Genomic DNA, 14,536 nt, shown 5'->3' on the forward strand with positions numbered 1-14,536 from the left:
GCGCTCCAATCCGTAGGGGCAGACCTTGGTCTGCCCTCCTCAAGCGCGGCGCCCTCACCTGAGGAGGGGCGACCAAGGTCGCCCCCTACGGAGGACGGAACGCAACAACGCCCAGCTCCGAGCCCTATTTTCCAGAAAATTTCCATGGCTTGTAAAAATTTTTCTTGACTCGGCCTTCACGCCGTAGTATTTTAGCAAATTGCAACTTTTTTGCAGATTTGCGATGGACGTGAAGGAGGAACAGCCTCGTGGCAATGGATAAGAAATCCGCTCCCACCAGCCTTTACAGGGATCGCCGAAGCTTCGCGAAGATTCCCGACGTCATGGACGTCCCGAACCTGATCGCTATCCAGACGGAAAGCTTCGACTGGTTCAAGAACGAGGGCTTGGCCCAGGCGTTCGCCGATGTGTGCCCGATTGAGAACAACACCGGCGACATGTGCGTGGAATTCGGTAAGCACGAGTTCGGCGAGCCCAAGTACACGGTGGACGAATGCAAGGAGAAGGACGTCACCTATCAGGCGCCGCTCTTTGTGGAGATCCGCTTCATCAACCGTGAGACCGGCGAGATCAAGGAGCAGGAGGTGTTCATGGGCGACTTCCCGCTCATGACGCCGCGCGGCACCTTCATCATCAACGGCACCGAGCGCGTGGTCGTCTCCCAGCTCGTGCGCTCCCCGGGCGTGTACTTCGCCTCTGAGCGCGACAAGACCTCCGACAAGACCATCTATAACGCGAAGGTCATCCCTTCCCGTGGTGCCTGGCTCGAGTTTGAAACCGATAAGCGCGACCTGCTCTCCGTGCGCATCGACCGCAAGCGCAAGCAGCCGGCCACCCTGCTCGTGCGCGCCCTCGGCCTGGCCGAGACCCGCGAGGAGATCATCGAGCTTCTGGGCTCCTCCGAGATGGTGCTGCGCACGCTCGACCGCGACCCCGCCACCACCAAGGAAGAGTCGCTCATCGAGCTGTACAAGCGCTTCCGCCCCGGCGAGCCGCCGACGATCGATTCCGCCCGCACGCTGCTCGACGGCCTGTTCTTCAACCCGCAGCGCTACGACTTGGCCAAGGTCGGTCGCTACAAGATGGACAAGAAGCTCGGCTTCACCCCCGAGGAGAACGACTCCTCCACGCTGACCAATGAGGACATCATCCGCACGATGCGCTACATCATCGGTCTGCACAACGGCGACGAGGGCTTCGTCACCGACGACATCGACCACTTCGGCAACCGCCGCATCCGTTCCGTGGGCGAGCTGATCCAGAACCAGTTCCGCATCGGATTGTCGCGTATGGAGCGCGTGGTGCGCGAGCGCATGTCCATGCAGGAGCCCGACGAGATCACGCCGCAGTCGCTCGTGAACATCCGTCCCATCGTGGCTGCCATCAAGGAGTTCTTCGGAAGCTCCCAGCTCTCGCAGTTCATGGACCAGTCCAACCCCGCCGCCGGCATTACGCACAAGCGCCGTCTGTCGGCTCTGGGCCCGGGCGGTCTGTCCCGCGAGCGCGCCGGCTTCGAGGTGCGCGACGTCCACACCTCCCACTACGGCCGCATGTGCCCCATCGAGACGCCTGAAGGCCCGAACATCGGCCTTATCGGCTCTCTGGCCACCTATGGCCGCATCAACCCCTACGGCTTCATCGAGACGCCCTACCGTCGCGTGATCGACGGCAAGGTGACCGACGAGATCGACTACCTGACCGCCGATGAGGAAGAGAACTTCACCATCGCCCAGGCCAACGACTTGTTCGATCTGGAAACCCGCGAGTTCGGCTACACCGACGAGGACGGCGTCTTCCACAAGTCCGCCCGCGTGCTCGCCCGTACCACCGACACCAACGGCGTGTTCGGCGAGGCCATGGACGTGCCGCCGGAGATGGTCAACTACATGGACGTGTCGCCGCGCCAGATGACCTCCGTGGCTACCTCGCTCATTCCGTTCCTCGAGCACGACGACGCCAACCGCGCCCTCATGGGCTCGAACATGCAGCGCCAGGCTGTGCCGCTGCTGCGCCCGAGCGCTCCGCTCGTAGGTACCGGCATCGAGCACCGCATCGCGGTGGACTCCGGCGAGATCCTCGTGGCCCAGCGCCCCGGCGTGGTCGACTATGTGGACGGCCAGACCATCATCATCCTGAACGACGACGGCGAGTACGACGAGTACCTCATTCCGAAGTTCCAGCGCTCCAACCAGTCCGGCTGCATCAACCACCGTCCCATCGTCCGCAAGGGCGACGAGGTGCAGGCCGGCGACGTACTGGCCGACGGCCCGTCCTGCGACGGCGGCGAGCTGGCGCTCGGCCAGAACCTCATGATCGCCTACATGCCGTGGGAAGGCTACAACTACGAGGACGCTATCATCGTGTCCGAGCGCGTCGTGGCCGAGGACCTGCTGACCTCCATCCACATCTCCGAGTACGAGGTGGACGCCCGCGATACGAAGCTGGGCCCCGAGGAGATCACCCGCGAGATCCCCAATATCTCCGAGGACATGATTTCCGACCTGGACGCCGGCGGCATCATCCGCGTGGGCGCCGAGGTGTTCCCGGGAGACGTGCTGGTGGGCAAGGTCACCCCGAAGGGCGAGACCGAGCTCACCGCCGAGGAGCGCTTGCTTCGCGCCATCTTCGGCGAGAAGGCCCGCGAGGTGCGCGATACGTCGCTGAAGGTGCCCCACGGCTCCGGCGGCCGCGTCATCGGCATCTACCGCTCCTCCCGCGAGGCCGGCGATGATCTGGCCCCCGGCGTGAACGAGCTCGTGCGCATCTACGTCGCTCAGAAGCGCAAGGTGCAGCAGGGCGACAAGCTGTCTGGCCGTCACGGCAACAAGGGCGTTATCTCCCGCGTGCTGCCGGTCGAGGACATGCCCTACCTCGCCGACGGCACCCCGATCGACGTCATCCTGAACCCCCTGGGCGTTCCGTCTCGTATGAACGTCGGCCAGCTGCTCGAGAACCACCTCGGCTGGGCCGCCAAGTGGGGCTGGTCGGACGCCGAGGAAACCGACGAGGTCGTGGAGGGCCCGATGTACGTGGCCACGCCCGTGTTCGACGGTGCCACCGAGGAAGAGATCTCGGACGCCATCGAGAAGGCGAACCGCAACCTCATCAACATGAACCATGCGAAGTACGGCGACATGGCCCGCGACGAGCTGGTGCCCCAGCTGACGCGCACCGGCAAGACGTGGCTGTACGACGGCCGCACCGGTGAGAAGTTCCGCGAGCCCATCACCGTCGGCCAGACCTACATCCTGAAGCTCGGCCACATGGTGGACGACAAGATTCACGCCCGCTCGACCGGCCCCTACAGCCTCATCACCCAGCAGCCCCTCGGCGGCAAGGCCCAGTTCGGCGGCCAGCGCTTCGGCGAGATGGAGGTGTGGGCGCTGTACGCCTACGGCGCCTCCAACGTGCTGCAGGAGATCCTCACGGTGAAGTCCGACGACACGTCGGGCCGCGTGAAGAGCTACGAGGCCATCGTGAAGGGCGAGAACATCCCGGCGCCGGAGGTGCCCGAGTCCTTCAAGGTGCTCGTGAAGGAAATGAAGTCCCTGTGCTTGAACGTCGAGCTCGAGGGCCACGATATGCAACCCATCAGCGAGGACGAGATCGAGGACTACAGTGCCGACCAGGCGCTTTACGCCGCACTTGCCGCTGATGCCAAGAAGACCGAAGACGAAGAGGCCAACGCCATCGATGCCCTGGCTGCCGAGCTGGGCGACCTGATGAGCGGTCTTGAGTCCGACCTGAACACCGACCTCATCGGTGGCGGAGAGGAGGCCTAACCCCATGACGGAATTCGACGTCAACAACTTCGACGCCCTGCGCATTTCGCTCGCTTCCGCCGAGGACGTGCGCAGCTGGTCCCGCGGCGAGGTGAAGAAGCCCGAGACCATCAACTACCGTACCTTGAAGCCTGAGAAGGACGGCCTGTACTGCGAGAAGACCTTCGGTCCCACCAAGGACTGGGAGTGCGCCTGCGGCAAGTACAAGCGCGTTCGCTTCAAGGGTATCGTCTGCGAGCGCTGCGGCGTGGAGGTCACCCGCTCCAAGGTGCGCCGCGAGCGCATGGGCCACATCGAGCTGGCCGCGCCCGTGAGCCACATCTGGTACTTCAAGGGCTCCCCGTCGCGTCTGGGCTACCTTCTGGACATTCCGCCGAAGGAGCTTGAGAAGGTTCTGTACTTCGCCAGCTCCATCATCACCTCGGTGGATAAAGAGGCCCGCGAGGAGGACATCGACGACTTGCGCGACGAGCTGGCCGCCGACATGGAAGAGCTGGACGCCGAGCGCGACCGCCTCATCGAGGCCACCCGCAAGCTGTCCACCGACTACGTGCCCGAGGAGGACGATTTCGTCGACGACCTCGATGACGACGAGCGCTTGACCCCCGAAGAGGTGGAAGAGGAGATCGCCGACATTTACGAGGAGTTCAACGAGCGCAAGGCCCTGCGCCAGGACGCGTTCGACGCCTTCCTGAAGATCGAGCCGAAGCAGCTCATCGGCGACGAGGCCCTTTACCGCGAGATGCGCGCGAACTACCGCGACTACTTCACTGGCGGCATGGGCGCCGAGTCGGTGCGCGACCTTCTGGACGCCATGGATCTGGAGGCGACCTCTGAAGAGCTGCGCGAGGTCATCGCCACGGGCAAGGGCCAGAAGCGCGCCAAGGCCGTGAAGCGCCTGAAGGTGGTGGATGCGTTCCTCAAGTCGGACAACAAGCCTTCCGACATGATCCTGGACGTCATCCCGGTCATTCCGCCCGATCTGCGCCCCATGGTGCAGCTCGACGGCGGCCGCTTCGCCACGTCGGATCTGAACGATCTGTACCGCCGCGTCATCAACCGCAACAACCGCCTGAAGCGCCTGCTCGACCTCGGTGCTCCCGAGATCATCATCAACAACGAGAAGCGCATGCTGCAGGAGGCCGTGGACTCGCTGTTCGACAACGGCCGTCGCGGTCGCCCCGTGACCGGCCCCGGCAACCGTCCGCTGAAGTCCATCTCCGATATGCTCAAGGGCAAGCAGGGCCGCTTCCGCCAGAACCTGCTCGGCAAGCGCGTCGACTACTCCGGCCGTTCCGTTATCGTCGTCGGCCCGTCGCTGAAGCTGCACCAGTGCGGTCTGCCTCAGCAGATGGCGCTGGAGCTGTTCAAGCCCTTCGTCATGAAGCGCCTGGTCGAGCTTGAGTATGCCGCCAACATCAAGGCCGCCAAGCGTGCCGTCGATCGCGGTGCCAGCTACGTGTGGGACGTGCTGGAAGAGGTCATCGTCGACCATCCGGTGCTGCTGAACCGCGCACCAACCCTGCACCGTCTGGGCATCCAGGCCTTCGAGCCGGTGCTCGTCGAGGGCAAGGCCATCAAGCTGCATCCGCTCGTCTGCACCGCCTTCAACGCCGACTTCGACGGCGACCAGATGGCTGTGCACGTGCCGCTGGGCGCCGAGGCTCAGGCCGAGGCCCGCGTGCTGATGCTGTCCTCTAACAACATCAAGTCCCCGGCCCACGGCCATCCGCTGACCGTGCCGACCCAGGACATGATCATCGGCCTGTACTACCTGACGGCCATGCGCGACGGCTTCCCCGGCGAGGGTCGCATGTTCATCGATTTCGATGACGCCCTGAACGCCTACGACGCCCGCGCCGATCTGGACCTGCAGGCCAAGATCCAGGTGCGTCTGCCCTACAACACGAAGGTGGCCACCGCCTTCGGCGTGTTCGAGGACCACAAGGAAGGCGAGCGCATCGAGACCTCGGTCGGCCGCATCATCTTCAACGATGTGCTGCCGCCGGACTATCCCTTCCTGAACTATGAGATGAACAAGAAGGAGATCAGCCGCCTGGTCGAGGACGTCACCAACACCTACGATCTGTCCGAGGTGCCGCCGATTCTCGACGGTCTGAAGGACGCCGGTTTCCACTACGCCACCCGCGCCGGTGTTACCGTGTCGGTGTACGACGCCACCATCCCGCCCTCCAAGCCGGCCATTCTCGCCCAGGCCGATGAGCGCGTCGCCGCCATCGACGAGGACTACGAGATGGGCCTCATGTCCAACGAGGAGCGCCACAAGCAGGTCGTCGACATCTGGAACGATGCCAACGAGGAAGTCGGCGAGGCCATGGCGGAGAACTTCGACAAGTTCAACCCCATCTACATGATGGCCTTCTCCGGCGCCCGAGGCAACATCAAGCAGATTCGCCAGCTCGCCGGTATGCGCGGCCTTATGTCCGACCCGAAGGGCGAGATCATCGACCGTCCGATTAAGGCGAACTTCCGCGAGGGTCTGTCCGTTCTGGAATACTTCATTTCCACCCACGGCGCCCGCAAGGGCCTGGCCGACACGGCGCTTCGTACCGCCGACTCGGGTTACCTGACCCGTCGTCTGGTGGACGTGGCCCAGGACGTCATCATCCGCGAGATCGACTGCGGCACCACCGAGGGCGTGCCCTACCGTGTGCGCAACGAGAAGAACGAGGTGGACGAGAACCTCATCGGCCGCTGCCTTCTGGAAGATGTGGTGGCGCCCGAGACCGGCGAGATCCTCGCCGAGGCCGGTACCTACTTGCACTCCATGGCTCAGCTGCGCGAGCTTGATGCGGCCGGCATCGAGGAGGTCACGATCCGTACGATCATGACCTGCCATGCCGAGCACGGCGTCTGCCAGAAGTGCTACGGGTGGGATCTGGCCACTGCCCGTCCGGTGAACATCGGCACGGCGGTGGGCATCATCGCCGCCCAGTCCATCGGCGAGCCCGGCACCCAGCTGACGATGCGTACGTTCCACACCGGCGGCGTTGCCGGCGAGGACATCACCCATGGTCTGCCCCGTGTTCAGGAGCTGTTCGAGGCCCGCAAGCCCAAGGGCCAGGCGGTGCTCGCGGAAATCTCCGGCACCATGCAGGTCACCGGCGACAAGATGTCGAAGACCATCACCATCCACGACCAGGAGGGCAACTACCGCGAGTACGTGGTGAGCGCCCGTGCCCAGCTTCTGCCGGGCGTGTTTGACGGGTGCGAGGTGCGCGTGGGCCAGCAGCTGACCAAGGGTTCCGTGAACCCCCACGACCTTTTGCGCCTCACTGATCCGAACACGACGCTGCGCTACATCGTGGGCCAGGTTCAGGACGTGTACGTGTCCCAGGGCGTGGATATCAACGACAAGCACATCGAGGTCATCGCGCGCCAGATGCTGCGCAAGGTGGCCGTGCTTGATGCCGGCGACTCCGACTTCCTGCCGGGCCGTCAGGTGAACCGCTTCGAGTTCGAGAAGGTGGCCAACGAGCTGATCGCCGAGGGCAAGGAGCCGCCGGTGGGCCAGCCGCTGCTGCTCGGCATCACCAAGGCGTCGCTGGCAACGGATTCGTGGCTGTCCGCCGCGTCGTTCCAGGAGACCACCAAGGTGCTCACCGACGCCGCCATCGAGGGCAAGACCGATCACTTGGCCAGCCTGAAGGAGAACGTCATCATCGGCAAGCCCATTCCCGCCGGCACGGGTCTGCGTCGCTACCGCGATGTGGGTCTCACCTACAAGGGCCGTCCGGTGGAGAAGGTCACCGGGGACGCGCTGCCCGACTTCGCGCCGGATGCGCTGCGCGAGATCGAGGATCTGCTGCCCCAGCCTCAGGATTGGTCGCTCGACAGCGACGGCTACTTCAACTCCTCGGGCTCGTTCGGTGGCTACTACAGCGCTCTTTCGGGGCACCGCGGCCACAACCTGTCCGACGAGGACGCGCGCCTGTACATCTACGACGATCTGGGCGTGTCCCAGCGCTGGGCGAACAAGTTCTCCGAGGCGGGCATCGAGACCGTGGCCGACCTGCTGGGTCATACCGAGGAGGATCTGCTGCGCATCGAGGGCATCGGCGTGAAGGCCATCGAGGAGCTGAAGGAGGGCTTGGCGGCCCGCGACCTCATGCACGTCATCGAGGACGACCTGGCGGCTTCTTCCGACGACATGAGCCAGCTGCTCGACATGGTGTTCTCGCCTGACGACACCATCCTCATCGGCGGCGACGAGCCCCCGACGTTCAACACCGACGGCGAGGAGATGCTCGGCGAGGCCCTGCCTCCGCGCTCCTACCAGCGCAACCTTGAGGAGCTGGACGCGCTACTCGGTAACATGGGCGGCTTGAGCTCCCTCGGCTTCGGCTTCACCAGCGCCGAGGACGAAGCGGCTTCCAACCAGGCCATGGAAGACGGCGAGGAGTAAATTGGTTTCGCCTGTCCTTGCGAAGCATCACTGACTTCCTTGGACGAACTCGGGAGTTTTCTATTGGGGCGACCTTCGGGCCGCCCCTTTTTTGTGTTTGCTGTTCCCGCGGGGCGCCAAATGGCCAAAAAGTAGCTGCCAGCTGGCAGCTAGGTACCTGTTTTTGACCATGGAGGCTATAGCGACGAAATCAGGCTGGCTGCTCGGAAAGTATTCCCAGGTCAGTGCGTCGACGAATATTGGTACAAAGCAAGCCGCCTTTTCGGTTTGCAGCTAACGACCGATAATTGACCAAAACGTCGCTTCAAGCTCTTCGAACTTGCAGCTGACATTCGGAATTTGGCCACTGAGCGCAGCTTTCCTTTGTGCACGGCTACTCGCTGTCGACCAGGGTGCCGCCTTTGCCATGGTTGAGGATGATCTTGCGAGCGCGGGTGTAGGCGTCCAGGGCCGGCTGCACGCGTTCGTAGTTGTCCTTCTTGTAGATGGCGTACAGTCGGAAGGCCGCATCGTCGTCGGTCACGGGAAGCACCGTCACGCGGGAGAAGTCCGACAGGTAGCGCAGCTGGGGCATGGATGCCTGCAGGATCATGACGTCTTCCACACCCAGCGGAATAGCGCAGTAGTTCATGTAGGTGCGCCCGAGTACCGCCCGGGTGCGGGGCGTGTAGCCGTGCTCTTGGCAGACGCGTTCGATGTTGGTCCAGCCCGACAAGGCATAGCTGTCGGCGAATTTCACGAAGCGGTAGCTGCGCAGATCGTCCATGGTCACCGACTTCATAGAGGCCAGGGGGCTGTCCATAGAGACCATGGCAACGAAGGGCGAACGAATGAGCGGAATGTAGGCAAGTCCCAAATTATCGAGCTTGTCCAGTTCGGCATAGGCCAGCAAGATGTCGGCATCGCCTTCCACCAATTGCTCCAGGTAGTTCGTATCGTTCAGGCTGTTGTAACTGGCAGGAGCCTCGCCCTCGACGCCGAGCACGGCGGCGGCTGCGCTCCCTATGACTCCTGGGACGACTTCGTGGCCGCCTACCAGGAGCACGGCACCTGGAACATGAAGGAAGTGTTCCCGGACGACTGGGGCTCCTACCGCCGCTACGAGATCGGCCAGGCCTACCGCAAGGCGCCGTATCAGCAGCCGACGAAGCTGGACATCAACATTCCCGGCTTCCCCACGCCGACCATGAAGCACGAGCTGTGGGCCACCACCATCGAGTCCCACTTCCCTGAGGGCTCCGACGGCCCCGAGGTGACGCCGGGCTTCCACACCGAGGCTCTGCCCTACTACGTGGAGGGCATCCACTCCCGGGTGCGCGACGCGGAAACCTACGAGGAGTACCCGATCCTCTGCATCACCGGCCGTCGCATCCCCGTGTACTTCCACAGCGAGCATCGCCAGCTGCCCTGGTGCCGCGAGCTGTGGCCGGTGCCCCGCATGGAGATCAACCCGGAGACAGCCGCCGAACTCGGTCTGGAGCAGGGCGACTGGGCCTGGATCGAGAGCCCCTGGGGCAAGGTGCGCCAGACCGTGGACCTCTACTACGGCATCGCGCCCGGCACCATCAACTGCGAGCATCAGTGGTGGTATCCGGAGCTGGCCCAGGCCGACAAGGGCTTCAAACTGTCCTGCATCAACTGCATCGTCGACCGCACGGCCCAGGACAAGTACAACGGCTCGTCCACGGTGCGCGGCTATCCGGTGAAGGTGTACAAGGCCACGCCCGAGAACAGCCCCTTCGGCAACCCCGTGCCCTGCGGCAACGACGGCACCGAGATCATCCACGACTCGTCCGATCCGCGCCTGAAGCTGTGGGCCATTGGCGCCGAGGGCATTCACCCCGATAAGTTCGACGCGTAAGAGAAAGGAGTGGGAGAAATGACACAGCTTGCTATTTGCACCGACCTCGACCGGTGTGTGGGATGCCTCGCTTGCAGCGTGTCCTGCAAAGTGGTCAACGGCGTGCCCATCGGCAATTTCTGGAACAAGACCCTGCGCGTGGGCCCCACCCCCAAAGAGGGCGGTTCCGGCCAGTTTCCGGATGTCGAAACCTACTTTTTGAACGTGCAGTGCCAGCACTGCGAGAACCCCCAGTGCGTGTCGGTGTGTCCCACCGAGGCGTCGCACAAGTTGCCCGACGGCACCATTCAGATTGACAAGTCGAAGTGCATCGGCTGCCAGTTCTGCGTCATGAGCTGCCCCTACGGCGTGCGCTACCTCAACGAGGAAGAGGGCGTCGTGGAGAAGTGCACGCTGTGCCAGCAGCGCACGGCCCAGGGCGAGCTGCCCCAGTGCGTGAGCCAGTGCTGCGGCATGGCCCGCTGGTACGGCGATGCCGAGCAGGGTATCGAGTCCTTCGAGGGCCCGCGCGGCGAGCGGTTGGGCGACTTCGTGAACGACTTCACCGAGGATCAGGTGTACAAGCTCACCGACGTGGGCAACGGACCGAGCATGTTCTACATCATGCGCAACATCAAGTGGCAGGGGGTCGAGTAGCCCATGGAAATTCAAATCCCGCTCGTCATCTTCACGAGCTTTCTGGCCTGGGCCGCGGGCATCTTCGGCACCCAGTGCATCCTCGCGCTGCAGAAGCGCGGCGGTGCGGTGCAGCTGCCGGCGCTCATCTGCTCGGCTGTGGTGCTCGTGGTGGGCGGCATTGCCGTCGTGTTCCATCTGACCCACCCGTTCAACCTGTTCAACGGGTTCGGACACATCACCTCGGGCATCACCCAGGAGCTCATCGCCATTGTGCTTCTGGCGGTGGTCATGGTGCTGTTCTTCCTGATGCTGCGCCGCTCCGAGGATGACACGGTGCCCCAGTGGCTGGCCGTGGTGGGCATCGTGGTGGTGCTCGTGCTCATCGTGGCCATGGGCCACAGCTACATGATGCCGTCGCTGCCCGCCTGGGACACGGTGCTGCAGCTGCTGTCGCTTCTGGGCGCGGCCTGCGTCATGGGCCCGGCCACTGTGGCTTTCATCGGTGCCGCGAAGGGCGTCGAGATCGAGGGCATCGGCCTTCTTACGGTCATCGGCGCGGCTGTGAATGCCGTGCTCTCGGCGGCCTACATGTTCGCCATGGAGGCCTCGAGCGTCACCTTCCAGTCCTTCCAGTACTACTTCGACCCGACGCACCCGAACGTGGCTATGGCCAACCCGGCCAATGTGTCGCTGTTCACGGGCGACTCGCTGGCAGCCCTCGTGGTGGCGGTCATCGCCCTGGTGGTCGCCCTCGTCGGCGCGCTTTTGGGCAAGAAGCAGGGAGCGTGGAAGGTATGGGGCGCCGTGGTCGCCATCGCCGGTTTGGTGTGCGCCGTGGCTCTGCGCATCATGATGTACACCATGGGCGAGACCCTGTTCATGCTGTACTAGCGGGCTTCGGGGAGGCCGCGTGCGCGTGCGCCTCTCCGCCCTTCGAGAAATGAGACAAGGAGGTTCTCATGCGAGGAATATACAAGCGGGCCGGCCTGGCGCTTGCCGCCGGAGCGCTCGCGCTCGGCCTCGCCGGATGCGCTACGGAAAGCGCGCCGGTGAGCGACCCTTCCAAGGGCGACAACACCCAACTGGCCTATACCGGTGCCGAGTCCGCCGACGAGCAGAGCTTCGATACGGTCACTTTCGGCAGCTACCAGGGTCAGGACATCACGTGGCTTGCGCTTGCCGAGGAGAACGGCAAGACGCTGCTCATCAGCGAGTCGGTGCTGGATGCCGTGCCCTACGACAACACGGCCGAGCCGTACCAGTGGTCGGTGCAGTCGCCGCGCCCTCAGAAGGACGTGGAATGGGCGACGAGCTCGATTCGCACGTGGCTGAACGGCGAGTTTTTGAATGCGGCCTTCAGCGCCGATGAGAAGGGCGCCATCGCCGCCACGACACTCGCCGATACGAAGAACAACGTGTCCCATACGGCGGCCACGGCGGCGGACCCTTCGGTGCATGCGGCCGAAGAGACGACTGACCAGGTCTTCCTGCTGAGCCTGGCCGAGGCGAAACAGTACTTCGCCAACAACGCGGCTCGCGTGGCCCATCCCACCGACTACGCCGTGAAGCAGGGCGTCTACGTGGGCGTGGCGAGCAACGACGAGCAGCCTGACGGCGCGGCGGCCTGGTGGCTGCGCTCCAACGGCTACTACGCCGGCTACGCCTCGGTGGTGACCGACGACGGCTACGTGCACGGCGACGGCTACCGCATGGCCGGCGAGCTGCACGACGGCTTCGACGACCACGGAAGCGAGCTTAAGAGCACGCTCGGCGGCAACATTGGCGTGCGTCCCGCCATCTGGGTGGAGACGAGCGCGCTTTCCTAGAAGCGCCGGGAATGGGGGCGGCTGGTTGATCGGTCGCTCCCATTCCTGTTGGTAAGTCCGAGAGAGGAGGATGAGCATGGCTGGTGGAAATTCGCTGACGCGGCGCACGCTGTGTATCGGCGTGGGCGCTACCGTGGCCATGGCCGGGCTGGGGGCGCTGCGCTATGTGGGCAGCGAGCCGCTCGTGCGGCCGCCGGGAGGACAGGACGAGGAGAACCTGGTGTCCCGCTGCGTGCACTGCTACCGCTGCATCGAGGCGTGCCCCGAGAAGGTGATCGTGGCTGCCTCTCTTGATGCGGGCGTGCTGAACATGCGCACGCCGCGCATGGAGTTCTCCGACTGCTACCCTGGTCAGCTGGATGATTTCCGCTACTGCGACTTCTGCGCCGAGCGCAACGGAGGCGTGCCGCTATGCGCCGCCGTGTGTCCTTCCGGGGCTCTGCAGCTTCCCGCCGATTACGCCCCCGAAACCGAGGTCATCGGCGTGGCGATGCTGAATACCGAGACGTGCATCGCCTACCGCAGCAGCTTCTGCGCCTTCTGCCATGACGTGTGCATCCAGGTGCGCGGCGAGGAAGACGCGGCTATCTATTACCAGAACGCCGACGCGACCGACGCTTTGGACACGCGGCTGCCCGTGGTGGATCCGACGAAGTGCAACGGTTGCGGCGCCTGCGAGGCCGTGTGCGTGTCGGCCCAGGCCGGTTCCACTATGAACGCCTCGGAACGCGCCATTGTCGTGAAGCCGCTGGAAGGGTAGGGGATCGTCATGAAGTTCAAGAATGCGCGCACTGCGGTGGCCGCGGTGGCTTTTGCGGCGCTGGCCGTCTGCCTTATTGCCGGCGTGGCCACGGGAACCTGGTGCGGATTCGGGGCGAACGACATCGCGGTTCTGTGCCCGGTGGGCGCGCTGCTATCCATGGTGGCGGCCAAGACCCTCATCCCGCGTGCGGTGCTGAGCATCGTGGTGGCCATCGCCCTCGTGCTGCTTTTGGGCCGCCTGTTCTGCGGCTGGATCTGCCCCGTGACCCTGTGGCGCCGAGTGAAGGAGTTCTTCAAGCCCGTGAAAACGCGCGAGCAGGAGGCGGAGGCCCTCTCTCAAGCGAACCAGGCCCTCGCCGCCGAGGAGATCGCAGCGCTGAAAGAGGCGTCGGCGACTCACGACTGCGCCGCCTGCGGAGCCTGCCACGCCAAGCGCAACGCGCCTTTCGACTCGCGCCATGCGGTGCTCGGCGGTGCGCTGCTGACGACGGCTGTGTTCGGGTTCCCCGTGTTCTGCCTCGTCTGCCCCGTGGGGCTCTCCTTCGCGGCCGTGGCCCTGTTGGTGAGCTTGTTCGGCTCGGGCGATTTGAACTGGTCGCTGCTGTTCGTGCCGGTCATGCTCGTCATCGAGCTGGTATTCCTGCGCAAGTGGTGCGGCCGCTTCTGTCCCATCTCGGCGTTCATGAGCCTCTTCTCCCGCTTCAGTCGCACGGGCATGCCGGTCATCGACAACGAGCGCTGCCTGGAAACAGCCAAGAGCACCCCTTGCAGCCGCTGCGCCACGGCCTGCACCTTCGATGTGAACCTGCGTCATCCCGATTTGGGCGAGCTGCCCCTGCACGACTGCGCCCGCTGTGGCGACTGCATCGACGCGTGCCCCACGAGCGCCATTTCCTTCCGCGCCGTCAGCGGCAAGCCCGTTCCCTTCGCCGATGCCCTCTCCACGGTGCGCTCCGGTGGCAAGGCGAAAACGTCTGCCGCACCGGCTTTGGACGATTTGGAACCCGAAGAAGCGTAAGGGCGCTTTCGCCTGCGGGCATCTTCTCCGAGCGATCGTACCGGTCGATCCCGTAGGGGCAGACCTTGGTCTGCCCTCCAAAGACGGCATCATGCCCGAGACCTAGGGGCGACCAAGTTCGCCCCCTGCGAGGAGCGCGCATAGGGTATTTTCAAAACCTGTGATTTTTATCAGGGGCGGCTTTCGGGCCGCCCTTGCTTTTGCAGGCGGGTATCATAGAACGAAACATCATGGTGGCTGGTC

General features: G+C 64.2%; 9 protein-coding genes. 8 read left to right on the plus strand and 1 reads right to left on the minus strand.

Translation table 11 applies throughout. The features are described 5' to 3' along the window. Positions 1-254: 254 nt before the first annotated feature. On the plus strand, positions 255-3,782 hold the full coding sequence (rpoB, locus tag ACW4LP_RS03710; protein WP_418686414.1) for a DNA-directed RNA polymerase subunit beta: 3,528 nt from the start codon (positions 255-257) through the stop codon (positions 3,780-3,782). A gap of 4 nt (positions 3,783-3,786) precedes the next feature. Next, entirely contained in the window at positions 3,787-8,208 is a 4,422-nt protein-coding gene (locus ACW4LP_RS03715) for a DNA-directed RNA polymerase subunit beta' (RefSeq protein ID WP_455803473.1), read from the plus strand. Positions 8,209-8,581: 373 nt separating this feature from the next. Here ACW4LP_RS03715 and ACW4LP_RS03720 read toward each other — a convergent pair whose 3' ends face one another. Continuing rightward, the gene (locus ACW4LP_RS03720; RefSeq protein WP_278980950.1) at positions 8,582-9,193 is read right to left on the minus strand and encodes a LysR family transcriptional regulator substrate-binding protein; all 612 of its coding nucleotides are present in this window, start codon (positions 9,191-9,193) and stop codon (positions 8,582-8,584) included. Between the two features lie 39 nt (positions 9,194-9,232). Here ACW4LP_RS03720 and ACW4LP_RS03725 point away from each other — a divergent pair, with 39 nt between their 5' ends. The 6 genes from ACW4LP_RS03725 (at position 9,233) to ACW4LP_RS03750 (ending at position 14,293) form a co-directional block, all read left to right on the plus strand. Next, the gene (locus ACW4LP_RS03725; RefSeq protein WP_241521306.1) at positions 9,233-10,069 is read left to right on the plus strand and encodes a molybdopterin dinucleotide binding domain-containing protein; all 837 of its coding nucleotides are present in this window, start codon (positions 9,233-9,235) and stop codon (positions 10,067-10,069) included. 18 nt (positions 10,070-10,087) lie between these two features. Next, the gene (locus tag ACW4LP_RS03730) at positions 10,088-10,705 is read left to right on the plus strand and encodes a 4Fe-4S dicluster domain-containing protein (RefSeq protein ID WP_270356413.1); all 618 of its coding nucleotides are present in this window, start codon (positions 10,088-10,090) and stop codon (positions 10,703-10,705) included. 3 nt (positions 10,706-10,708) lie between these two features. Further along, the gene (locus tag ACW4LP_RS03735) at positions 10,709-11,578 is read left to right on the plus strand and encodes a dimethyl sulfoxide reductase anchor subunit family protein (protein ID WP_455803474.1); all 870 of its coding nucleotides are present in this window, start codon (positions 10,709-10,711) and stop codon (positions 11,576-11,578) included. A gap of 68 nt (positions 11,579-11,646) precedes the next feature. Further along, the gene (locus tag ACW4LP_RS03740) at positions 11,647-12,513 is read left to right on the plus strand and encodes a DUF6273 domain-containing protein (RefSeq protein ID WP_114548184.1); all 867 of its coding nucleotides are present in this window, start codon (positions 11,647-11,649) and stop codon (positions 12,511-12,513) included. Between the two features lie 76 nt (positions 12,514-12,589). Then, positions 12,590-13,273, plus strand: coding sequence for a 4Fe-4S dicluster domain-containing protein (locus tag ACW4LP_RS03745; RefSeq protein WP_455803475.1), 684 nt, complete (start codon positions 12,590-12,592; stop codon positions 13,271-13,273). Between the two features lie 9 nt (positions 13,274-13,282). Then, positions 13,283-14,293 carry a 4Fe-4S binding protein gene (locus ACW4LP_RS03750; RefSeq protein WP_455803476.1) on the plus strand — a complete coding sequence of 337 codons (1,011 nt, stop codon included), beginning with the start codon at positions 13,283-13,285 and terminating at the stop codon, positions 14,291-14,293. The last annotated feature ends 243 nt before the right edge of the window (positions 14,294-14,536 follow it).

It is taken from the genome of Adlercreutzia sp. CNCM I-6215 (assembly GCF_977072315.1).

Bases quoted from the DNA above. Each gene is read 5' to 3' on its own strand.
- ACW4LP_RS03730 (WP_270356413.1), top strand. From the start codon at position 10,088: ATGACACAGCTTGCTATTTGCACCGACCTCGACCGGTGTGTGGGATGC.
- ACW4LP_RS03735 (WP_455803474.1), top strand. From the start codon at position 10,709: ATGGAAATTCAAATCCCGCTCGTCATCTTCACGAGCTTTCTGGCCTGG.
- ACW4LP_RS03745 (WP_455803475.1), top strand. From the start codon at position 12,590: ATGGCTGGTGGAAATTCGCTGACGCGGCGCACGCTGTGTATCGGCGTG.
- ACW4LP_RS03740 (WP_114548184.1), top strand. From the start codon at position 11,647: ATGCGAGGAATATACAAGCGGGCCGGCCTGGCGCTTGCCGCCGGAGCG.
- rpoB (WP_418686414.1), top strand. From the start codon at position 255: ATGGATAAGAAATCCGCTCCCACCAGCCTTTACAGGGATCGCCGAAGC.
- ACW4LP_RS03750 (WP_455803476.1), top strand. From the start codon at position 13,283: ATGAAGTTCAAGAATGCGCGCACTGCGGTGGCCGCGGTGGCTTTTGCG.
- ACW4LP_RS03715 (WP_455803473.1), top strand. From the start codon at position 3,787: ATGACGGAATTCGACGTCAACAACTTCGACGCCCTGCGCATTTCGCTC.